This window comes from Streptomyces noursei ATCC 11455, from assembly GCF_001704275.1.
GTDB lineage: Bacteria > Actinomycetota > Actinomycetes > Streptomycetales > Streptomycetaceae > Streptomyces > Streptomyces noursei.
Genome location: NZ_CP011533.1, coordinates 9,168,637 through 9,191,171 on the forward strand (window position 1 = coordinate 9,168,637; position 22,535 = coordinate 9,191,171).

18 protein-coding genes are annotated in these 22,535 nt (G+C 70.7%); 7 read left to right on the top strand and 11 right to left on the bottom strand.

Features of this window, described 5'->3' with window-relative positions:
* Window positions 1-37 precede the first annotated feature (37 nt).
* The 6 genes from SNOUR_RS44940 to SNOUR_RS39445 all read right to left on the bottom strand — a co-directional run bounded on the left by SNOUR_RS44940 (window position 38) and on the right by SNOUR_RS39445 (window position 7,859).
* Window positions 38-1,144, bottom strand: coding sequence for a cytochrome P450 (locus SNOUR_RS44940; RefSeq protein ID WP_067356907.1), 1,107 nt, complete (start codon window positions 1,142-1,144; stop codon window positions 38-40).
* Window positions 1,141-2,325 (bottom strand): acyl-CoA dehydrogenase family protein, encoded by a 1,185-nt coding sequence (locus SNOUR_RS39425; RefSeq protein WP_067356909.1) that lies wholly within the window; start codon window positions 2,323-2,325, stop codon window positions 1,141-1,143. The genes SNOUR_RS44940 and SNOUR_RS39425 overlap by 4 nt, the downstream gene beginning before the upstream one ends.
* The gene (locus tag SNOUR_RS39430) at window positions 2,325-4,496 is read right to left on the bottom strand and encodes an iron-containing redox enzyme family protein (RefSeq protein ID WP_067356912.1); all 2,172 of its coding nucleotides are present in this window, start codon (window positions 4,494-4,496) and stop codon (window positions 2,325-2,327) included. Before SNOUR_RS39430 ends, SNOUR_RS39425 begins: the two co-directional genes overlap by 1 nt.
* A gap of 35 nt (window positions 4,497-4,531) precedes the next feature.
* Window positions 4,532-5,419, bottom strand: a complete 888-nt coding sequence (locus tag SNOUR_RS39435) for a beta-ketoacyl-[acyl-carrier-protein] synthase family protein (RefSeq protein ID WP_067356914.1) — start codon at window positions 5,417-5,419, stop codon at window positions 4,532-4,534.
* A 303-nt stretch (window positions 5,420-5,722) separates the two neighbouring features.
* On the bottom strand, window positions 5,723-6,442 hold the full coding sequence (locus SNOUR_RS39440; protein ID WP_312635457.1) for a thioesterase II family protein: 720 nt from the start codon (window positions 6,440-6,442) through the stop codon (window positions 5,723-5,725).
* A 577-nt stretch (window positions 6,443-7,019) separates the two neighbouring features.
* Window positions 7,020-7,859, bottom strand: coding sequence for a patatin-like phospholipase family protein (locus SNOUR_RS39445; protein ID WP_067356917.1), 840 nt, complete (start codon window positions 7,857-7,859; stop codon window positions 7,020-7,022).
* Between the two features lie 277 nt (window positions 7,860-8,136).
* Here SNOUR_RS39445 and SNOUR_RS39450 point away from each other — a divergent pair, with 277 nt between their 5' ends.
* The gene (locus tag SNOUR_RS39450; protein ID WP_099055760.1) at window positions 8,137-8,658 is read left to right on the top strand and encodes a hypothetical protein; all 522 of its coding nucleotides are present in this window, start codon (window positions 8,137-8,139) and stop codon (window positions 8,656-8,658) included.
* 201 nt (window positions 8,659-8,859) lie between these two features.
* Here SNOUR_RS39450 and SNOUR_RS39455 read toward each other — a convergent pair whose 3' ends face one another.
* The gene (locus SNOUR_RS39455; protein WP_159426025.1) at window positions 8,860-10,053 is read right to left on the bottom strand and encodes an FAD-dependent oxidoreductase; all 1,194 of its coding nucleotides are present in this window, start codon (window positions 10,051-10,053) and stop codon (window positions 8,860-8,862) included.
* 332 nt (window positions 10,054-10,385) lie between these two features.
* On the opposite strand from SNOUR_RS39455, the gene SNOUR_RS39460 reads away from it, so the two are divergent.
* From SNOUR_RS39460 to SNOUR_RS39480, 6 genes are all read left to right on the top strand, one after another.
* Window positions 10,386-11,141, top strand: coding sequence for an alpha/beta fold hydrolase (locus SNOUR_RS39460; protein ID WP_067356921.1), 756 nt, complete (start codon window positions 10,386-10,388; stop codon window positions 11,139-11,141).
* A gap of 286 nt (window positions 11,142-11,427) precedes the next feature.
* Window positions 11,428-11,637, top strand: coding sequence for a cold-shock protein (locus SNOUR_RS39465; protein ID WP_067356923.1), 210 nt, complete (start codon window positions 11,428-11,430; stop codon window positions 11,635-11,637).
* A gap of 545 nt (window positions 11,638-12,182) precedes the next feature.
* Window positions 12,183-12,701: a helix-turn-helix transcriptional regulator gene (locus SNOUR_RS46695; RefSeq protein WP_159426026.1), complete on the top strand. Its 519-nt coding sequence runs from the start codon at window positions 12,183-12,185 to the stop codon at window positions 12,699-12,701.
* 265 nt (window positions 12,702-12,966) lie between these two features.
* Window positions 12,967-15,600 carry a class III lanthionine synthetase LanKC gene (lanKC, locus tag SNOUR_RS39475; RefSeq protein WP_067356929.1) on the top strand — a complete coding sequence of 878 codons (2,634 nt, stop codon included), beginning with the start codon at window positions 12,967-12,969 and terminating at the stop codon, window positions 15,598-15,600.
* A 6-nt stretch (window positions 15,601-15,606) separates the two neighbouring features.
* Window positions 15,607-15,711 (top strand): noursin family copper-binding tricyclic lanthipeptide, encoded by a 105-nt coding sequence (norA, locus tag SNOUR_RS49610; protein ID WP_434060590.1) that lies wholly within the window; start codon window positions 15,607-15,609, stop codon window positions 15,709-15,711.
* Window positions 15,712-15,964: 253 nt separating this feature from the next.
* A complete protein-coding gene (locus SNOUR_RS39480) occupies window positions 15,965-18,034 on the top strand; it encodes a prolyl oligopeptidase family serine peptidase (RefSeq protein ID WP_067356932.1) in 2,070 nt (689 codons plus the stop codon).
* 32 nt (window positions 18,035-18,066) lie between these two features.
* Here SNOUR_RS39480 and SNOUR_RS39485 read toward each other — a convergent pair whose 3' ends face one another.
* The 4 genes from SNOUR_RS39485 to SNOUR_RS39500 form a co-directional block, all read right to left on the bottom strand.
* Entirely contained in the window at window positions 18,067-18,933 is an 867-nt protein-coding gene (locus SNOUR_RS39485) for a dioxygenase family protein (protein ID WP_067356935.1), read from the bottom strand.
* Between the two features lie 184 nt (window positions 18,934-19,117).
* Complete coding sequence (gene xylB, locus SNOUR_RS39490) at window positions 19,118-20,521, bottom strand: xylulokinase (protein ID WP_067356938.1); 1,404 nt, start codon at window positions 20,519-20,521, stop codon at window positions 19,118-19,120.
* 40 nt (window positions 20,522-20,561) lie between these two features.
* Entirely contained in the window at window positions 20,562-21,560 is a 999-nt protein-coding gene (locus SNOUR_RS39495) for a zinc-dependent alcohol dehydrogenase family protein (RefSeq protein WP_067356941.1), read from the bottom strand.
* A 74-nt stretch (window positions 21,561-21,634) separates the two neighbouring features.
* Window positions 21,635-22,435, bottom strand: coding sequence for a DeoR/GlpR family DNA-binding transcription regulator (locus SNOUR_RS39500; protein WP_312635473.1), 801 nt, complete (start codon window positions 22,433-22,435; stop codon window positions 21,635-21,637).
* Between the last annotated feature and the right edge of the window lie 100 nt (window positions 22,436-22,535).

The following is a 22,535-nucleotide window of genomic DNA, read 5'->3' on the forward strand; positions in this document are numbered from 1 at the left end:
GCACTGCCGCGCACCGCGTGCCTGAGCCGTAATCGGGTCATGGGAACTGGCCTTTCAGGACGGGGATGCGGGCGTTGAACGAGGGGTGGTGACCCTCGTGGACGGGCGCCGCGGTCACCGTGGAGGCCACGCCGACGGTGATCGCGGTGGCCAGGGCACGGCCGGGGCACCGGTGGGCTCCCCGGCCGAAGGTGAACACCTGCGGATCCGCCCGGCCGGGGCGGAAGGCGTGCGGATCGGGATTGGCCAGCGGGTCGCGGTTGGCCGCGGCGAGCAGCAGCACGATCGTCGCGCCCGCCGGGACGTGGTGACCGGCGACGGTGGTGTCACCGGCCGCGAACCGACGCGTGTTCTGGATGGGCGCGTCGTGCCGGACCACCTCCGCGACGAAGGCCGCCGGATCGTCCGGCCGGCCGTGCCGGGCCAGCGCGAGCAGGGTGTTGCCGATCAGGCCCGCCGTGGCGTCGTAGGTCTGCGAGAGCAGGCCGATCACATTGGCCAGGAGCGGGGCGGGCTGCGGCCAACCATCACGCGCGGACAAGCGGACCAGTGCGTCGAGCAGACCACCACCCCCGGCACGCAGCTGCGGGCCGAGCAGGTCCAGCAGACGCCCGGCCGCCACGGCCGCGGCGGCCTGGTCCTCGGCGGTGGCCGAGGCCGGGATGCAGCGGACGAAGTCACCGATCAGCCGGGCCGCCTCGACCGGGACGTCCCCGCCCGCGCCCAGCAGCGCGGCCACCACCCGTACGGGCACGCCGAACTGCAGGTCCCACCAGTCGGTCGCACGGGCGGCCTGCTCCCCGGCCAGTGCGACGACCCGCTCCTCGGTGACCGCGTCCAGCGCCGCGATCAGGCTCCGCCTGCGCTGCGCCTGCGCGGCGCCGTCGGTCATCCGGACCAGCTCGCCGAACACGTCGCCGGCCGGGGTGCCCACGATGCCGCGCGGCACCGGCTCGGCGCTCGGCCGGACCCGAAGGACCGGATCGGCGAGCACCTCGGACACCGCCGCCGCGCCGGCCGCCACCCACAGTCCGCTGTCGGCGTCACGGCCGAAGGGCCGCTCGGCCACCAGACCGGCGTAGAACGGATAGGGATCGGGATGGGTGGCCGCCGCGCCGAGCGTCGCCGGACCCGACCGCGTCATGATGCGCTCCGGGGCGCCCGGTCCGGATCGATCGCCGCCGCGATGATCGCCCGCTGGACCTCCGACGAGCCCTCGTAGATCCGCAGCGACCTGATCTGTCGGTACAGCCGTTCCAACAGGCTGTCGTGGACCAGTCCGGCCGCGCCGAAGAGCTGCACCGCGCTGTCCACGATCTGCTGGGCGGCCTCGGTGGCGTAGAGCTTGGCCACCGAGGAGTGCCGGGCGTAGCGGGGACTGCCCCGGTCGATCTCCCAGGCAGACCGGGCCACCAGCAGCGCGGCCGCGTCGAGCTTGACCTCCATCTCGGCGAAGGCGGCGCGCACGGTCGGCAGATCGAACAGCTTCCCGCCCTGCATGGGCCGCTCCCGAGACCTGGCCAGCGCCGCATCGGCGGCCCGGCGCGCGAAGCCGAGTGCGGCGGCGCCGACCGTCATCCGGAACCGGCCCAGCACCTCCATCGCGATCGGGTACCCGCCGCCACGGGCGCCGAGCAACGCCTCCGGAGGCAACGCACAGTCGTCGAGGACCAGATGACCGAGGGCTCGCGGGGCGATCATCGGCACCGGCTCGACGCGCAGACCGGGGGTGTCCGAGGGGACGAGGAACGCGCTGAGTCCGAACGCGCCCGGCCCCGGGCCGGTCCGTGCGATCACCGTGTACACATCGGCGATGCCCGCGTTGGCGATCCACGCCTTGGCACCGTTGAGCAGCCAGCCGGATGCGGTCTCGCGCGCCGTCAGCCCGATCGCGGCGACGTCCGAACCCGCGGCCTCCTCCGACACCGCGAAGGCGCCGCACAGGGTGCCGGCGGCCAGTCCCGGCAGATACCGGCGGCGCTGCTCGTCGGTGCCGAACCGGCGGAGCGGGGTGGCCGACAGTGCCTGGATGGAGAACGCGTAGTCGGCGAGGTCGTCGGCGTAGGCCAGCGCCTCCCGGGCCAGGCACAGTGCGCGATAGTCGTCGGGGCCACCGTCGAGGAACGCCAGCCAACCTCCGTCCCCGAGCGCGCGCAGGACGCGCCGGCCGACCGCTTCCGGCCGCCCGGCGCCGGCCAGCACCTCCCGCTGCTCGGCGCACCAGGTCACCAGGCGTTGGGCCAGCTCGCGGTGGTGGTCCTCGTACAGCGGCAGGGCGAGGAGATGGGTGTCGAAGGTGCTGGGGACGGTGGTGGGGGAGGGCATCAGATGATCACGTCCGCGGACTCGTGCCGGGCGAGGCCGGCCACCAGTTCGTGCTCGATGAAGTAGGCGAAGGAGGCGTAACCGCGCCAGATGCGCCGCCAGTGCGCCGGCACCGCGTCGGCCCCGGACAACTGCGCCACGTCGTGCAGATAGGCGATGATGAGCTCGGCCGACTGGCGCGCGTGACCGGCGGAGACGTTGTCGATGGACAGATGCGCCTCCTCGTAGGCGACGTCGAAGCCGTGGTGGCGCAGCTTCTGCATCTCATGCATGCGCATGGTGCCCAGTCCGAACATCTCGATGCCCAGGTTGTAGCCGAGGATCTCGTCGTAGCGGGAGTCCGGGAACAGCGCGAGACTGAGCTGGAACAGCGAGAACCCGTAGAGGTGGTCGGGCAGTTCGTCCTGGTCGAGGAAGGCGGCCTCGCGCAGATGCGGCACCTCGATCCCCATGCTCGCGAGCACCTGGTAGATCAGCGTGATGTGGTTCTTGGTGACGTCGCCGCGACCCATCTCGTCGGCGTAGATCGAGTAGAGCATGCCGTCGCTGCGGCGGGTGAAGCGGCCCGTTGCGCCGATGCGGTGCGCCCACGCGCCGTCGATCATGCTGCCGAGCGCGAAGGTCTTCTGACCGAAGACGACCTCGTCGCGGTCCGGGATCTCGGTCAGCGGCCGGTACGGGTCGACCAGCTTGTCCCAGTAGATCCGGTCGACGCGTGCGTTGAGGGCTGAGGGCGAGTAGTCGAACCAGCTCGCGTCGGTGAGGACGCCGTCGCCGCCGTGGGTGAACAGCAGCTCGGCGCGGGCCAGTCCCTCCTCGACATGGGCGCGCGCGAGGGCCAGGGCGTTGGGGAAGTTCTCGATGTTGACCAGCCGGTGCAGGAAGTCGCGGTCGTCGTTGCGGACCGCGGCCTTCAGGCGTATGTCCGGCGGGGGCGCGCCGATCGCTTCCGCGAGTGCGCGTGCGGCCTCGTCACCGGCCGTGTTCGGGGTGAGTGCGACGTCGGGCAGTTCCCCGGCCGCGATCGCCGCGGCCCACTGCTCGAAGGTCGCCGCCTCCCGCGCGTCGAAGATGCCGAACATGGGGCCGCCGAACTTGATGGCCCGCAGGAAGCGGCAGCCGCCCGCACGCGGCTGCAACTGGCGTGAGCTCCGGAAGTCGTCGACGAACGCGGCCAGGTCGAAGTCGGGATCGGCGAACCGCTCGGTCAGCGGCAGGCCGCCGACGCGGACGTTGCGGTGCTGCTTGCCCGCGAACGGGGCGTGCCTGGCCACGATCCGCGCGACCTGCGCGTCCAGCGAGAGGTCGGCATGCCAGGCGGCGACGTCGACGAGCAGCCGTGCGTGCTCCAACTCCCTGGCCAGTGCCTGTGCGACCGCGGCCGCCACTCTGCTGCTGACCGGCGCCGGGGCCAGTGCGAGGTAGTCGGCGAGGGCGGCCCGCAGATCCGCCGCGTCGAGCATGGGCCGGGTGCCGAGCAGCAGTTCGTCGATGCCGAGAGCCGCCACGACGTAGTGGGTGCCGACCACCTCGGGCAGGAACGTGGCGGGTAGCCTGGCCAGGCTCAGGTAGTAGGCGCCGTGCCATGCGGTGAGCGGGCGCGACTCGGCCCGTTGCAGGAAGTCGGGGGCCGTGACGTCCGGCAGGTAGACGCCCAGTTCCTCCAGGGCGTGCCCGCGCACCTGGTGCAGGGCGCGCCGCGGATTGCCCTCGCCGCGCCAGGCGAACTGATGGCGTATCAGGTGGTTGACCGCGGTCGAAGGCTGGGTGGCGGGCTGGGACACCGAGTCCAGCCAGCAGCCGCCGATCAGCGCCAGGGGCGCCCGCTGGGCCACCACGGCCTCGCGCACCCGAGGTTCGGCGTCGCGCAGCGGTTGCAGCATCGCGGCGATCTGCCGACGCACCTGGGCCGTCCGCTCAGCGATCAGGTCGGACCCGGGCACCTCCGCTGTGTGGTCGGAGGGCCCCCGCGCACAGGTGGAGAAACCATTCAGCACATGCCGGGCGAGGAGGAACACCACCTCCGACTCCTGGTCGCCGACCAGACGGTGGTAGACGGCCTCAGGGCCCGCGGCGATCACCTCGCCGGCCGCCGCGACGGCAGCCGGGTCGAACTCGGAAGTGGACAGGGGCGCTACGACGAACGTGTCGGGCAGGGCGAAAGCAGACATGGATACCTCCGGACACTGGCCTCGGACGGTGCGGATCAGGGCCGTGATGGGGCCTTGCGCAGCAACACGGCGGCGCGGGAACCCGGCACGCTCGCGGCGAGCAGGTAGTACCCGCCCGGCTCGGTGCGGCGGTCGACGAGATTGATCAGCGGGTCTGCGGCGAAGCAGTGGCCGGTTCTGGCGGTGTTGGTGGTGTCGAGTTGTGCGGGCGTGAATCCGGCCAAACGTTCCTTCATCACGACGATCGGCACGTAGAGGTTGTTGTGCAACACGCCGGCCAGGTCGCCCGGGACCAGTCCGTGCGGAGCCAGCAGAAGGTCGTTGACCTGTCGCGACAGGTCCGCGCTGATTTCGTTGTGCCACTCCAGCGCCCCGGGGTCCTGCGCACTCGCCGAGCCCAGGACCTCGTACTCGCCCGGGTGCGCGGTGACCAGGCACCCGGCGGCGCCGTCGCTGAAGAGGGCGAAGTTCTCCATCCGGGCGGACTCCGAGGCGCAGCGGTCCGCGGTGATCACCAGGACGTTGCGGTACGCGCCGCTTCGGACCAGGGCCTCGGCCACACCGAGCCCGCTCACCAGATTGGTGCAGCGGTTGAGGGTCAGGCCGAGGAACGGGCAGTCGAGGCCGAGGCCGTTCAGGACCGTCTCCATGAACCCGCCATGGGTGTGCGCGTCGCCGGGGAACCGCGTCGAGCACACCACCAGGAAGTCCACGTCCGCCGAGCCGACGACCGCCTTGCCGGCCTCGACGACCAACTCCTCCAACGCTCTCTCGGTGCGATGGACCGTGCCCCAACCCCACAGCCCGGCGTCCGGCTGCATGCCGTACTCCCGGGCACGCGCGGCGAAGCCGGGAATCTCGTCATGTGCCTGCGCGATCTCGCCGAGCACATAGCCGGGGGAGACGAGGTGGACGGGGGTCATGACCCGCTCGGCAGAACGTGGGATCCGGCACGGCCCGGTGCCGACATGGCGAAACCGAACGTGCCGGGCCCCGCCGGTTCGGTTGCCGCGTCCGGCACCGCGGTCGACGCCACCCTCGCCAACGCCGGTGCGTGGAGCGGCCCATCCGCACCGGCCTGGGAGCCTGCCCGCGGGCGGTGGGTGGTCTCGTCGAGGTCGGCGCGCCCGTGGAAGAAGTGGTCCGCTAATCGATGTGGTTCGGCAAACGCGACGGCATTACGGTGTTGGTCGGTCATGCTTCCCTTTCTCATTCGCTGCCGGGACCTAAATCAGTTCGACCGGCAACGCCTCCGCCGCCCGGCGGATTACTTCGGTGACCGCTTCGGGGTGGTCCTCGAAAAAGAAGTGCCCACCCGTCGCCCAGCGCGTGTCGGGCTTCCCCGTGCACTCCCGCGACCAGTCCACCAGGTCATCGCGGTGGACCAACGGATCGTCGTCGCCATTGACGAGCGAGACACCGAACGGCAGCGCGGCGGCGGGGCGATACCGATACCTTGCGACCATTTCGAAGTCGGCGCGGATGTCGGGGAGTATGAAGTCCTGCAGTTCCGGGTCGGCCAGAATCTCCGGCCGCAACCCGCCGTAGACGGCGAGCGCTTCGGTGAGGCTCTGCCCGCTGAGCCCCGCCACCTCGACCATCCGCGCCGTCGGATGCAGGCTCGGCGCCACACAGCCGGAAGCGATCAGATGCGCGGGCCGGTTGCCGAGCCTGCGGGCCACCTCGAAGGCGATCAGTCCCCCGAGGCTGTGCCCGAACAGCAGAAACGGGCCGGTGCGTTGGGCGGCGATCAGCTCGGCGACCCTGTCGCATACGGTGGCGATGTCGGTGCGCTCGGGCGGAGTGACCGCTACCAGGGCGGTCACTCCGGCCAACGCCTCCTGCCATTCCACAAACGCCTGCGCCCGGCCACCGGCATGCGCAAAGCAGTAGGTACGGGGCCACCCCGATGGCACGGCACGGGCCATGTCGAACCACGATTCCACCGGTGTTCCTCGCTTCTGTCGCACAACAAGGTCGTGGTCAGTGCAGCGAACTCTGGCGCACGCTCATCGGTCGACCGCGGGTCGACTGGCGGATCATCCGGGCACCGATTATTGATGGCCGCAGCATGTTGTTGTCAAGACGTAGCAACCTTGTTTGTAAAGCTTCGGAGAAGGCTCCAAGTCGGCAAATCCCGGCCACGGAGAGGAATGCGCAGCCGGAATCCGGGAGTAGAGATCAAGCCATGATCAAAACGCTCACAGGTACACCGAAAGACGAAACATCCGTCGACGATCGACGTGAACCCCGCAGGTCGACGGCCGGCGGACGGCCGCCACCCGGCCAGTCACCCCACGTCGCCCTGCGGTTCCCTCGCGACGCGGGCCGGCAATGTGGCGCCCACACAAGTCCACAAGATGGCTTGGTCGTTCGCTTGACGGCCTGGCGACGACGGAGCGCAGGCAGTACGTCCCGGCTGCGACGGTGGCATCCACCGAGGCGTCCGAGTCGCCTCGCCCACTGCTTGCACGCGTCGCGCCAGCCGTCCCCAGGCGCCGTCCGCTCGTCCCCGGGCGCGGCCTAACGCCAGAATGTGCCTGCCGACGCCGCCGCACGCAGCCCCTGCTCGTGGCCGGCGCGCGCCGACGCCTCCCGCACTGCCGGGTCGAGCACGTCCGGGCCGATCGCCGACGCCGCGGTGTCGTCCGGGCGGATCACCGTGACCCTCGCCCCCCGCTCACGCAACGCGGCGACCTGCTCGTCGAGGTCGGAGTTGCCGGGAATCTGCATGACCTGGAGTACGAGGATCCGCTCGCATCCCGCGGCGACATCGGCGTTCTCCGCCGTGCGGGTACTGCCGTCGATGTAGCGACGCCCCTCGATCGTGACTGGCGGCCAGGCTCCGGGAACCGCGGAGCTCGCCGCCACGGCATCCACGAGATCGACGCCCGAAGCCGCGTCGAACACCCGCTCCGCACCGGACTCCCCGTCCACGGCCACGATCCTCAGCCCGGACTCGGGCCAACTGCGGGACGGCAGCCGGGCCTCGATCACGGCGCGCCGCTCGGCTTCCGTGATGGTCGGCGCCGCCAGTGCCATGGCTCCGATCCGACGCCGCACGTCGAGGGCGTCCGTGGCTCCGTCGTGCGCATCGAGCAACAGCATCAAGCGGTCGTCGGCGTCGAGGACGGGCGAGAGTTCGGGAGCCTGCAGGGCCGGATCGACCTGGCGGGCGAGCAGATCTCCGAGCGGGAGTCCGCTGGTGATCTGTGCGGCCACCGTCGACCCGGCGGAGGTGCCGACGACCACATCCGCATCCAGGACGTCGACGCCTCCTTCGAGAAGCCCGGCCAACAGCCCCGTTTGCCACGCCACTCCCGCCACACCGCCGCTGCCGAGTACCAGCCCACGTCGAGTCATCCGGCGATCGTATGCCTGGAATGCGGGAGTGGGAATGGCGCGCACGACCGGCATGGATCACGTCCCGTCAGCTTGCCGCCGGTCGAGTTCGATCCGATGCGACGCGAAAACACCTTACGTAGGGCATGAGTTGGCCAATAGTCGGCCACCGGACGGTCAGAAAACGGCATGGACATCTTTTGTTCATCACCGGCATCTACCCGCATAGACCGTGCGGCTGCTGCCATGGCGCCACGTGCCCGGGACCCTGCCGGGCCATCCCCCACATGGAGCACCCATGCGATCGAAGAAACGACTCTCCTCTGCGATAACGGCCGTCGCCCTCACCGTCGCCGGATTCACCCTCACCACCGGCAGCGCCCACGCAGCCACCTGTTCCCAGTCGTACCTGCCGCTGCCCGACGCCGCTTGCCAGCCCGGCGCCTACAACCCCGACGTCACCCAGTCCACGATCCAGTCGACGATCTGTGTGCCTGGTTGGACCAAGACCGTTCGCCCGCCGGTCTCCTACACCACCCCCCTCAAGATCAAGCAGATCGGCGAGTACGGCTACTCCGACACCGACACCGCCGACTACGAGGAAGACCACCTCGTCCCCCTCGAACTGGGCGGCGCACCGCGCGACCCGAAGAACCTGTGGCCCGAGCCCCGCTACGGCGATGAGCCGGCGGCCAGCAAGGACTCCGTGGAGAACAAGCTGAAGACGGCGGTGTGCAACGGCACCGTCCAACTCGACGCCGCACGCAGCGCCATCGCCACCGACTGGACCACCGCCCTGTCCAAGGTCGGCATCGGCTGACCCGGAATCGACGGGCAGGACTTCCGTCCGGCGCTGACGGCCGCGGAAGGCGGCCGTCAGCGCCGGACGCAACAACGCGACGACGCACCGAAATCGCCGCCCTGACATCGCCGTTTCGCCTCGGATCGCCGCGCTGATCCGCGCGCGGACCACCGCCCGTCCGGATCCAGGGTGCCCACCGCTCCACCCGCGGCAACGGATTCAGGCCGCGGCCGCGCGCAGGCTTGTGCCCGGGCGCGGGCCGATGAGCACCCGGGACAGTAGGCGTGGGTCGGCCAGCGTCAGGGGCCCCGCAGTCATGTGGAAGAGGCCGGAGAAGGCGGTGTAGAGCCGCGGATCGTGCGGGACGGTGTCGATCAGACGGTTCATGAACCAGTTGCCGGCCTTGACGGGCCAGGCGGTCCGTGACCTTTCCCAGGCACGGTCGGGGATGGTCGCCATCAGCCATGAGGAGGCGGTGATGCGAGCCAGCCGCTGCTGGAAGACCCGCCCGTCGAGCGGCATGCGGGTGCGCCGACCGCGGAGCATCTGGTCCAGGAGGCGAGCTTCCAGGGCGGCGACTGTCATGCCTTGCCCGTAGGCGGGGTTGAAGGCGCACACCGAGTCGCCCAGGGCGATCAGCCCGTCAGGCCAGCGGGAAAGGCGGTGGTAGGCGACCCTTCGGTTGACCGTACGGGCGTAGCGGCGCACGGCGGAAGTGGGGGTGAGGGAGGCGATGACGTCGGCGATGGGGCCGCGCAACGTCTTGGCGTAGGCGAGGAAGTCCTCGTCATCGTGGGGCAGTTGAGTCCCGTTGGCGCCGTGCAGGGTGACGTGGAGTGCCTTGTTCTCGATCTGGATCGCGTAGCAGCCCTTGTGGAAGTCGGGGGCGCGCAGGGGTTGCAGCACACCCATCCATGACGGCGGGGCCTGTCCGCCGTCGCCGTCCTTGACGCGCACGCCGACGACCTTGCCGGGGCCGGCGGTGCGCAGCCCGGTGACGGTCAGTCCGTCTCGTAACGTGACGGGCTCCAACGCCCTCACCCGGCGACGCAGGGCGTGTTCCAGGAAGGGGCGGGAGAACGTCTGGATCGGCATGCCCATCGGTGTGGGGGGCGGGGTTCCGTTGGGCAGCACGGCGCACAGACCTTCGCCCCAGTCCCACACCGGCGCACCGGCCTGTTCCAGCTCGGCCCGGAGTCCGGGGAAATACCCCTCGAACACCTCGGCCCCAAGGGCCAGCAGGCCATGGACGTGGTGTCCCTGCGGCGCCCCTGCTCTGGGTGCGGACCCGCGGGGAAGCGTGTCGCGTTCGATGACGGTGACGGCCTCGCAACTGTCGGCCAGGACACGGGCGGCGGCGAGACCCGCCATGCCCGCTCCGATCACCACCGCATGTCGGACGCCCCTACCCATGCGCATACTGCTCCCTTCCCACCACGGGCCGAACCTCACTGTTCCAGGGGCCTTCCCTGCCCCGATGAGCCGACGGATATTCCGAATGCCGTGAGCATCCGGACACGTTGCGTCAGCACGGAAGCAAGGGGGCGCAGTCCCGGCACCGCGAGCGCCGTCGCGCCCGGCAGTGCGGCTTCTGTCTGGCCTTCTGTCCGGCTGCTGTCGCAGGGGGCCGCGGACCGGCCCGCGCCGACTCGGGCAGTCGATCGGGCATCCGGGGGAGCGGCCGCGTAGCGGCGCGCTGAGCGGGAAGGTATCGGCCGCCACTCCACGCGACGGGAGCTCTCGACATGACGGTCAGTCACCGCGCCATCGGTTCCGGCGCGCACAAGGTCCTGGTGCTGCACGACTGGTTCGGCACCAGCGCGGCCTGGGGCCCGTTCCTCGACTACCTGGACCCGAAGGAGTTCACCTACGCCTTCCTCGACTACCGCGGCTACGGAGACCGGCGGGACGTGGACGGTCGGTTCACCCTCGCCGAGATCGCCACGGACGCGCTCGACCTGGCCGACCAACTGGGCTGGGACACGTTCTCCGTGATCGGGCACTCGATGGGCGGCAAGGCGGCACAACGCGTCCTGGTCGAGGCGCCGCGTCGCGTCCGCAAACTGGTCGGGGTCGCCCCGGTCCCGGCGAGTGCCTACGTACTGGAGGGCGACGCCTACGACCTCTTCCACAGTGCGGCGCAGAACCCGCCCAACCGGCGGGCCATCCTCGACCTGGTCACCGGCCACCGGGCGTGCGACCGCTGGCTGGACGCCATGACGGCACGCTCGGTCGACGTCTCCCGGCCGGAGGCCGTCGCCGCCTACCTGACCGACTGGACCACCCAGGACTTCGCAGCCAAAGTCGCCGGCAACACCCTCCCGGTGAAGGTCTTCGTCGGCGAACACGACCTCGCCCTCAACGCCGAGGCGATGCGCCGCACCTGGCTGACCCACTACCCACAGGCGGAACTGGAGACCCTGCCCAACTCCGGCCACTACCCGATGTACGAACTCCCCGTGGCCTTCGCAACCGCCCTGGAAGCCTTCCTGCGCGCCTGATCACCAGGCGGTGCGACTGATGACCGGTCGGCGCGTCACGAGGACCGCGTGCCGACCGCTCCCCGGTCCGTCGAGCCGGCAGCCAGTCACCATCTGTTTCCCGCTGCGGCCGGTGCGATGAGCCCGGTGTCCGACGTTTCCGTCGAGGACTGCACCTGCCATCCCTTCTCGGGTGGTTTATGGGCTGTTCTGCCGTCTCATAGGTAGTCGCGTGCCATGCTGCTTTTTGGCTTTGCGGATGCGGATGCCGACGCCGATGACTGCTTACTGGTGATTGGGGAAATCTGTGGCCGAACGCCAGAACGGAACCGTGAAGTGGTTCAACGATGAAAAGGGATATGGCTTCATCACGCCGGAATCCGGGCCCGATCTGTACGTTCATTTCCGGGCGATCGAGGGACACGGCTTCAAGTCCCTGAAGGACGGGCGGAAGGTCTCCTTCGGAGCCGTTCAGGGGCACAAGGGGAGGCAGGCCGGCAGGATCCGCTCGGAGTAGGCGCCCCTCTGGGGCGGTGAGGGGCCCGTACCGGGGTCAGCTGATCGGCTGGCCCCGGTGCGGGCCCGCTGTTCTGCTCAGGTGTGACCTCGGTCGTGGAAGCGCGTGATCACCGGCTGCCACGAGACCTTGATCACCCATGCGAGTGAGATCCCCGGGAACGCCGGGCCACGTGGCCCGAGCCTTGGTGAAGTGTCCACCGCAGGGCTTCTCTGCCTGTTGGCGCAATGAGCCGGGAATTCCCTGAAAGATATTCGCTTTCACCGACCCCTGACGAAGCAAGGCATCGCCACCGAGGAGTGGCCGGCCGATGGGAATCCGTTCTGCCCCGCATGCCCCGGGGCAGTCGTGAATTCATCGCAAGGGAGCATGAGATGGTAGTGGAGCACGAGTCTGTTGGCTTACCTCGTCCGAGGGATCGGCAAGCCTGCCGGTACGCGGGAATCTCCGTCGCGGTGGTGGACGAGGCCCCGGTCATCCGCCGCGGAATCCCGCCGATGTTCGCATCCACACCCGAGATCCGGTCGATACGCTGTTTCTCGGAGATGCCGGCGGTCGACGAGCTGTCCGGTTACGACGTGCTCGTCCTCGGTCTCCACTCGCGGCGGGACCTGGGCCTGCTGCGACTGGCCCATGACCTGGCCGTCGTCTGCCGTTTGGTGCTGTTGTGCACATCGGTCACCACGGCGGCAGCCCTGGCCCTGCTCGATGCCGGAGCCGACGGCTATCTGACCACGGACGCCGACGCGAAGGCGTTCCGGGAGGCAGTGCTGCGCGTGGCCCGCGGCCACACCTATCTGCACCGACCGGTGGCGGACCTGATCCGCGGCAACAGCAGGCCGGTCACCCCGAAACTGGCGCCGCGGGAGGCGGAGTTGCTCGGCTATCTGGCCATCGGGCTCACCCACGCGCAGGCGGCCCGTCGGATGGGCGTGGCCGTCGGCACGGTGGAGACATACGTCCGCCGGATCCGAGCGAAGTGCGCCATCTCCGGACCCATGCGCCTGGCCCGCGTCGCCAGAGAGGCGCGACTGCAACTGATGCTCGGCTGCCAGTCGAGCTGACAGCGGTCAAGTCCCCGATTCCGGGACGTCGGGCGCGACATCATCTCGGGACTTTCGTCCCACCGTTCTCACGCGCCCCGGGCGGCGGCCGCATTGTAGGGGCAACGGACACTCGACGGTCGTCTGACCGATCGGATTCGGCCGCTCCGGTCCGCCGTGTGGGCACTGACAAGTCCTCAGTTGTGTGGACTCACCTTTAGTCCGACGTACCGATAATCATGATTACTCCCGGCCGTGACTTCGCGACCTTTGGGGGCTGATTCCGATGGAGCTGGCGGCGTTCTACCTCGCCCACTGTCTGGCCGATCCGGACTTCTACGACACCGCGCAGCGCTGGGACGACTCGGCGAGCCGATTCACGAGGGCCGGTGCCGAGCCGCCCGGCGGCTGGCAGCGGATCGAGCAGGGGCTCTGGGTGCTCCAACTCCCGCCCGACCACCGCCTTCCCGAGCAAGGCTGGAAGGTCCATGTCTCGGCGGGCCTGGACCATGCCGAGGAGGTGTTGGGAGTGGTGTGGGACCACTGCGTCGAGCGCCGGATCGCCTTCAAGTTCCTGCGCAGCCGGCAGGTTCTGCAACTGACCAACGCCAAGTACGCCGACCGCGGCTCCAGCGGCAAGTTCTGCACGATCTACCCGGACTCCGCCGAAGAGTTGTCGGGGGTGCTCACCGAGCTGGGCGAGGCGCTCGACGGCCGGCCCGGTCCGTACGTCCTCAGCGACCTCCGGTGGCGCGACGGCCCCCTGTTCGTGCGGTACGGCGCCTTCCAGCACCGCACCTGTCGCGGCCGGAACGGCGAGCCGGTCCCGGCGCTGACCGATCCACGGACCGGGCAACTGGTACCGGACACCCGTGGGCCGGCCTTCCGCGTGCCGCCGTGGGTCGAGCCGCCCCCCTTCCTGGCCGAGGCGATGGCCGCGCGCGACAACGACGCCGGCGCGTTCCCGTACCAGGTGCGGAAGGCGTTGCACTTCTCCAACGCGGGCGGCGTCTATCTCGCGACCGATCCGGACACCGGGCGGAGCGTGGTGCTCAAGGAAGCCCGCCCGCTGGCCGGGTTGGACACCGACGGGGTGGACGCGGTGGCGCGGCTCCGGCACGAGCGCGCCATCCTCGACCAGCTCGCCGGACTGGCCGTGGTGCCCCGGGTGCTCGGGGACTTCACCTGTTGGGAACACCACTTCCTGGTCCAGGAGCACATCGAGGGGGAGACCCTGGCCCAGGCGGCGGCCGGCCGGCATCCGTACGTCACGCCCGAGCCGTCGGCCCGGGAGATCGCGGACTTCGCCGCCTGGGCGGTGGAGGTCGTCGGGAAGGTGCGCGCCGCGCTGAGCGCGATCCACTCCCGGGGCGTCGTGGTGGGCGACGTCCACCCCTCCAACATCCTGTTGCGTCCGGACGGCAGCGTCGTGCTGGTCGACTTCGAGCTGGCGCTGCCCATCGGCGCCGCGGACCGTCCGACGCTGGGCGCGCCCGGGTTCGTTCCCCCGGAGGGCTGCACCGGTCCGGCCATCGACCACTACGGGCTCGCTGCCACGGCGTTGTGGGTGTTCGTGTCCGTCGCGCCCGTGCTGCAGACCGGGAACCCCGGAAGGTCCGAGCTCTTCCTCCGGGTGCTGGCCGACCGCTTCGGAGTCCCCGAGCCCTTCGTCGCCGGCCTGCGCAGCGACCTTCGGCCTGTGCACGAGACCTCCACAACGACGGCCGACCACGGACACCACCCCGTTCTTCAGGCACTCGGCGACCCGAAGCCGGAGGACTGGCCGCAGCTGCGGCGGTCCCTCGCCGAGGGCATCCTGGCGGCGGCCACCCCGCAGCGATCCGACCGGCTGTTCCCGGGTGACGTCGAGCAGTTCCGCACCGGTGGGCTCAACATCGCGCACGGTGCGGCCGGTGTGCTGCTCGCCCTGGCGGAGGCCGGACTGACGCCCGACCCCGAGCATGTCGACTGGCTGATCCGCGCGGTGAACCGCTGGGAGGCGCCCCAGCCCGGCCTCTACGACGGGCTGCACGGAATCGCCTACGTCCTCGACCGGTTGGGGCACCGTGTCCCCGCACTGGCCGTCCTGGACCGCGCGGTGGATCTGATGGATGCCGAACCGCCGCTCGCCGGCCTGCACTCCGGGCTCGCCGGAATGGGACTGAACCTGCTGTACTTCGGCGCCGCGGACGCCGACTGCCGACGCCGGGCACTGACGATCGCCGAGCGTCTGGCCGACGCGGTGTGCACCGGCACACTGCGGCCGGACCGGCCCACCGCCGCCGGGCTGATGTTCGGGTCGACCGGCGTCGCCCTGTTCTTCCTGCACTGCTTCCGTGCCACGTCGGACCCGGAGTTCCTCGACCTGGCGCGGGCCGCGCTGCACCGGGACCTGGCAGACTGCGAGACCGGCCCGGGCGGCACCTTGCAGGTCCGCGAGCAGCACCGGTTGATGCCCCATCTGGGCATCGGTACCGCCGGCATGGCCCCGGTGCTGGGCGAACTGCTCCGACACCGCGACGACGCCCAACTCGCCCACGCGTACAAGCGGATCCGCCACACCTGCCGGGCCGAGTCCGGGATCTTCCCAGGGCTGTTCACCGGCCACGCCGGGGTACTGGCGTCGCTGGCGGCCACCGGCTCCGGTCCCGCTCTGGACGACCCTGCCGTGCGCACGCACCTGCACCGGCTGTCCTGGTACGCCGAGGTCCGCCACGGCCGGCTGCTCTTCCCGGGCGAACAGCTCTACCGGCTCTCCACGGATCTGGCGACGGGGGCGGCAGGCGTACTGCTCGCGCTCACCGCGGTCTTCGACGGCCGCCACGACTTCCTGCCCTTTCTGCCGGCGGACACCGCCGCGTCCCGGCAGACCCCGACCTGCGATCCCGCAGGAACGTCCAAAAGAAAAGAGAGGAGGTGAACTGCCATGGCCATGATCCTGGAGCTTCAGGAGCTCGAGACCCCGCACGGTCCCTCGCTCGCCCCGAGCAACGTGCTGAGCACGCTTCTCCACGGCCGCGCCTGTGTGTGACACATCCCGCGACGCATAACGCAACGCCCTACGTCACACACCGCGTGACGCGTCGCTGCTCACAGGACCGCTGGGTGGGGCAGGGCATCACATCGCCCCACCCAGTGGCTGCCGCCGTCACCGGACGCAGCCGGTGGCCCGTACGGGCCGCCCCGCCCGATCCGGTCGATTCCCCCTTTCCCGACGGCCCTGATCTCCCGTTGGCTCCGACCTCCCGATGGCTCCGCTCTCCCCGATCCGTACGGAGGCCGCAGTGCCTGACCGGTTCCGGTTCCCGTCCACACCGACCCGCCCGGAGTTCGACGAGATCGGCGGGATCGGCTTCACCGACCCGTACCAGTGGCTGGAGGAGGACAGCGGCGCGACGCTCGCCTGGGAGGCGGCGCAGGACCGGCTCGCCCGCGATCTGCTGCACACCGACCCGCCCTGGAGCCTGGCGCTCGCCACCGCCCGACGGTTCCACGCAAGTGCGCTGCACCATCGCCCGCCGGAACTCCACGGGCGCCGCTGGTTCGTGGAGCACGTGCCCGAAGGCCACGCGCTGCCGGTGCTCGACGTCGCCGATTCCCCTGAGGCGGCCACGACTTCGGCATCGGCCCGCCGTGTGCTGGATCTCGCGGTGGAGACCGCGGGGCTGCCCCTGCACGAGCCGGCCACCATGCAGTGGCAGCCGTCGCCCGACGGCCGGTTGCTCGCCTACCAGTGCTCCGGCCCTGGGCGGGAAGCGCTGTTCCGTGTCCGCGACGTGGATTCCGGTGAGGTCCTCATCGACGGGCTGCCCGAGGCGGGCGTCTACCGCGTCGGCTGGCTGCCGGACGGTCGGCGGTTCTTCGTCGTGGTCATCGACGGGGAGCGGCCGCAACGGTGCCCGGGCCTCTTCCAGGTCACCCTCGCCGCGTCCGGCTCGCGGCCGACCGTCCGCCGAGAGGACCTGCCGTCGGAGTTCCCGGCCCGCGGGGTGAGTGTCTCCGCCGACGGCCGGTGGGCACTGGCCCATGGCCCCGGCAGGCCGTACTACGTGCGCGACCTCACGGCGTCCGACGCGGAGTGGCGGCCGTTCCTCCGGGACTCCCGCTCGGTGTTCCGCGGCGGGATCGTCGGCGACGAGTTCATCGCGGTCACCGACGACGGCGCACCGCGCGGAAGGGTCGTCGCCCTGCCGCTGTCCGATCCGGGCCCGGACCGCAGCGGCTGGCGCGAACTCCTCCCACCGGGCGACACGGTGCTGTTCTCGATCACCCCGGTGGGCCGGGAACTGGTCCTGGCCGAGCTCGCGAACGGCGCGACCCGGCTGCGCCGGATCTCCTGTCAGGGCGCACCCCTGGGCGAAATCCCGCTCCCCGAACCGGGGATGGCATGGCCGGGCGGCGGCCGGGACGGTGGACTGGTCACACCGGCCGGCAACGGTTGCACCTTCGCCTTCTCCTCCCTCACCCGGTCTCCGGCGGCCTATCGGTACGATCTGGCCACCGAGAGGCTGGTGCCGCTCAGCGAGCCGCGAGCCGTCGTCGCGGATGCCGTGACCCGCAGCGGAACCGCGCACAGCGCCGACGGAACCGTGATCCCGTACAAGATCGTCGCCCGCGCCGACGTCGATCTCGGCACGCCGCAACCGCTCGTCATCAGTGGCTACGGCGCCCTCAACATCGCCTGGCTGCCGGCCTACCTGTTCGCGCTGCCCGCGGCCTGGGTCGAACTGGGCGGCGTCTACGTCCACGCGCATCTGCGCGGCGGCGGGGAGTTCGGCACCGACTGGTGGCGCGCGGCCCGCCGCGGCACCAAGCAGCGCACGTTCGACGATCTGCACGCGGTGGCCACCGACCTGATCCGCCACGGCCACACCACACCGGGTCGGCTCGGCGTCTTCGGCTACTCGATCAGCGCCCTGACCGCAGTCGTCGCGGTGACCCAGCGCCCCGACCTGTACCGGGCGTGCGTGGCCGCGCTCCCCGTACTGGACCTCCTGCGCTGCAGGCGGGATCCGGCCACCATGGCCGATATCGTCTCCGTGGACTTCGGCGACCCGGACGACCCCGCCGACGCGGCCGTCCTGCACCGCTACTCCCCGTACCACCAGGTGCGCGACGCCGTCGACTACCCGGCCGTCCTCCTCGACTGCGGCTCCGCCGACCGCAGTTGTCCCGCCTGGCACGGCCGCAAGATGACAGCCCGCCTCCAACGGGCCACGTCCGCACGGCATCCGGTACTGCTGCGGATCCGGCAGGCCGGACACACCGTGGAGATCTCGCCGGAAGACGCGCTACTGCGCGAGGCCGAACACCTGGCCTTCCTGATCGGCGAGCTCGGCCTCGACGTCACATAGCGTGGCGACGACGCCCTGGCCCTCGGCGTCGCTCATGAGGAACTTCCTGCCCGGACGAGGCGGATGGGGAAGTGGGCGCGCCGGAACGGCACCGCCACGCCGAACCGCGCGGCCTCGTCGGGATCGACGGACTCGGCGAAGTCGCGCACCAGGCTCCGCTTGACCGCGAACACGGCGTCGCTGTCGAGATAGGGACTGTCGGCCACGAACATGTGTGTGGTAAGCGGGGTGAAGCCGGGGGCGTCCGCGATGACGTGGACGTGCGCCGGGCGGTAGGGATGGCGTCGGCTGGCCTGGAGCAGCCGGCCGACCGGGCCGTCGATCGGGATCGGATAGTGCGAGGGCACCACGGTGCGGAACCAGAAGCCGCCCTCGTCGTCGGTGCGGAACAGACCCCGGCCGTTGCCGGCCGGCTGGACACCCGGCTGCTGCACGTCGTAGAAGCCGTTCTCGTCGCACTGCCACACATCGACGACGGCGCCCGGGACCGGCACCCCGTCGGGGTCGGTCACGGTGCCGGTGACGACACAGGGGGTGCCGGTGCCGACCTCGTCGATGGAGTCGCCGAGTTCTCGACGGGGCGACTCGGTCATGTGGAAGGGGCCCAGGACCGTGCCCTCGGTGCCGCGCGCGTCGCCGTTGATGGTCTCGACCAGCATCGACACCCCGAACACGTCGGAGAGCAGCACGAACTCCTGCCTGCTGTCGTCGCACATCCGGCCGACGGCGGTGAGGAAGGCGATGGCGCTCTCCCACTCGGCCATCGTCGGCCGCAGCTCCTGCACCAGCGCATGGAGGTGCCGGGCGACCGCGCCCACGACCTGGCGCAGGCGCGGATCGGGGGTGTCGGCGAAACTCGCCAGCACGGCATCGATCGCGGTGTGCTCCTCGTAGTCCACGGTTTACTCCCCTTTGCCACGTAGGTGGTCGATGAACCGGTCGGCCACGGGGGCGGTCCGGTCGTCGACGTGATGGTGGATCGTGGGCTCGCCGTCGTCCCGGACGCGCAGGGGCGATCCGCCGAGTCCTGCTTCAAGGAACGGTTGCCGGCCTCCAGGAGTGACGATCGGCGCCGCACACCGCTCACCCGTACACCATCGACCGTGCCTCGGCATAGGCCGTGCGGATGCGGCGGCCGGCGGCGTCATCGGACGGGGCGGTGACCTGCCGGGCCGCGGCGAGTGGCCAGTGCGGCGGCTCGGGAGTGCCGGCAAGGGCCCAGGCGGCCTGGCGGGCGGCGCCGAGGGCCACGTATTCCTCGGGTTCGGGCACGGTGACCGGGGTGCCGAAGATCTCAGCGGCGATCTCGCCGATCACGGGTGCCTTGGCCGCACCGCCGATGATGAGCACCCTTCGGGCGCTGACGTCCTGGGCCCGCAGTCTGTCGAGGGCATCGGCCATGTTGCAGAGCATGCCTTCGACGGCTGCCCGGGCCAGGTTCGGCGGGTGCATGTTCGCCTTGCGCAGGCCCATCAGGCTGCCGGCGGCGTCGGGGAGGTTGGGGGTGCGTTCGCCGCCGAGGTAGGGGAGGAACACCAGGCCGCCGGCGCCGGGTTCGGCCTCGCGGGCGAGCGGCCCGAGGCCGTCGAGGGTGATGTCGAGCATGCGGGCGGTGGAGCTGAGGACCCGGGCGGCGTTGAGGGTGCAGACCAGGGGGAGGTAGCGGCCGGTGGCGTCGGCGAAGCCGGCGACCGCGCCGGTGGGGTCGCCGGTGGGGTGGTCGGAGAGGGCGAAGGCGGTGCCGCTGGTGCCCAGGGAGATCACCACGTCGCCTGGTTCGATGCCCAGTCCCAGGGCTGCCCCCATGTTGTCGCCGGTCCCCGCCGCCACCAGGGCGCCGTGCGGGGTGCGCCCGGCAACCTCCACCGGACCCAGTACCCGGGGGAGTTGGGGGGTGCGGCCGTCGAAGGCGCGGGACAGCAGATCGTGGCGGTAGGTGCCGTGGGCGGGCGACCAGTAGCCGGTGCCGGAGGCGTCGCCGCGGTCGGTGACCGGCTCGGCGCCGGAGCCCGGCCCGCCGCACAGCTGCCAGGTCAGCCAGTCGTGCGGCAGCAGCACCCGCGCGGTGCGGTCGGCGCGCTCCGGTTCGTGCTCGGCCAGCCAGCGCAGCTTGGCGACGGTGAGGGCCGCGACCGGTACGGTGCCGACCGCCTCGGCCCACTTCTCCGGTCCGCCCAGTTCGTCGACGAGATCCGCGGCGGCCCGTGCCGAGCGGGTGTCGTTCCACAGCAGGGCGTCGCGCACCGGCTGTCCGGCCGCGTCCAGGGCCACCAGGCCGTGCTGCTGGCCGGCGACCGCCACCGCGTCGACGTGTTCCAGGAGGCCGTCGCCGGCTTCGAGGAGCGCCCGCCACCAGGCGCCGGGATCGACTTCGGTTGCGTCGGGGTGGGCGGCGCGGCCTCGATGGAGGATCTTCCCGGTGTCGGCGTCGCAGACGACGACCTTGCAGGACTGGGTAGAGGAGTCCACCCCGGCAACTGTGGGCATGGCGAAGGCGCTTCCGTGCAATGAGTCGGGACGGTGGGGGTCAGGCCTGCGGGCAGATTTGGATCTTGCGGCCGGTGCCCTGGCGGAAGGTTTGGAGGGCGGTGCCGAAGTCGTCCAGGGCGTAGCGGTGGGTGATCATGGTGTCGGCGTCGATGACGCCCTTCGCCATGAGGTCGACGGCGCGGCCGAAGCTGTGCAGGACGGCCATCGAGCCGACGATGGTGATCTCGTCGTTGTAGACCCGGAACGGGGAGAAGGACGCCGCGGCCGCGGACGGCGCGACGCCGAACTGCTGGAAGGTGCCACCGCGGCGGACCCGGGTGAGGCCGTCCTCGATGACCGGGATGGCGCCGGTGCAGTCGATGACGGTCTCCCATCCCTGCGGGCGGTCCAGCTGTGCGGCGCTGACCGCCGTGGCGTCCGCGCCGAGTTGTTCGGCGACCCGCAGGCGGTCGGTGTTGAGGTCCACGACGGAGAGGGATGCCGCGCCGGCGGTTCGGGCGAGCTGAAGCATCATCAGGCCCATGGTGCCGGCGCCGTAGATGAGGTAGTGGTCGCCCAGGCGGCGGGGAAGTACGTCGAAGCCGCGCACCGCGCAGGACAGCGGTTCGATGAGCGTGCCCTGGGAGACTTCGATGCCTTCGGGAAGGCGGTAGCAGTTGGCGGCCGGCACCTTGACGTACTCGGCCATGGCGCCGTCCACGGTGTCCCCGATCGCGCCCCAGTTCTCGCAGAGATTGCCGCGACCGATGGCGCAGAAGTGGCATGCGCCGCAGAACAGGGACGGGTCGACGGCGACCTGTTCGCCGGTGCGCAGGCCGGTGACGCCGGCGCCCAGTGCGACGACTTCGCCGGTGAATTCGTGGCCGGGGACGATCGGGTAGGGGGTGGGGGCGAATTCCCCGTCGACGATGTGTGCGTCGGTGCCGCAGATGCCGACGGCGGCGGGGGCTATGACGACCTCGCCCGGACCCGGGGCGGGATCGGCGACGGTGGTGACCTCGTAGTGCCCGGGAGTGTGGACGACGACAGCACGCATGGGGCGGGGCCTTTCTCGGGGAGGGGATGCGCTCGGGGAATGCCGGAGCCCGGCTCCGGCCCGGACGGCTCGGCTCAGCCGCGGGGATCGACGGTGCGGACCTGCACGCCGAGGTCCCGGACGGGCCGGAGTTCGCTCTCCGGGGTGTCGGCGTCGGTGACCATCAGGTCGTAACCGCCGACGTCGCCGTACGGATAGGTCGCGGTGCGGCCGAACTTGCTGTGGTCCACGGCCAGTACGGAGCGGTCGGCGGCCTGCAGATACGCCTGTTTGGTCTCCGCGTACTCGCGGACCGGGTGGAAGAGCCGGCCGTCGCGGATCGAGGTCGCGGTCACGAACGCGATGGAGGCGCGGATGTCGTGGAGTTGGCGGCGGGCCTGCGGGCCGGCGCAGGACTCGAAGTCCTCGTAGTAGCGGTCGCCGAGGAGCGTCACCTCGGCCGGTGCGGCCGACAGCAGGTAGGTGATCCGCAACGAGTTGGTGATCACACGGATGCCCTGGACGGTGGCGAGCCGGCGGGCGAGCGGGAAGAGGGTGGAACCGCAGTCGATCAACACCGTGTCGCCGGGGGAGACCTCCTCCGCGAGGGCGTCGGCGATGGCGGACTTGATCTCGACGTTGGCGTGCTCGCGAAAGCGCAGCGCGCTTTCCATGGCGACGTTGGAGAAGGCCGTCGCCACGCCGCGGCCCTTGCGGAGCAGCTGCCGCTCGTGGAGGTTGTCGAGATCGCGGTGCATGGTCATCACGCTGACACGCATCCGCTCGGCGAGATCGGCGATGCGGATCTCGCCTTCCTCGGCGACATGGCGCAGCACCGTCTGTCGGCGCTCCTCTACCTCGGCCTCGGAGCCGCGACTCGGTCGCATGGTGGGCATCCCGTTCCTTCCCGGCGGTCGTGTCCGCCGCGCTCGCACTCTAAGACATCACACACTTTATGTGAAGTTCTTGAAATTTTCTGAGAGGTTGTTCAGTCTG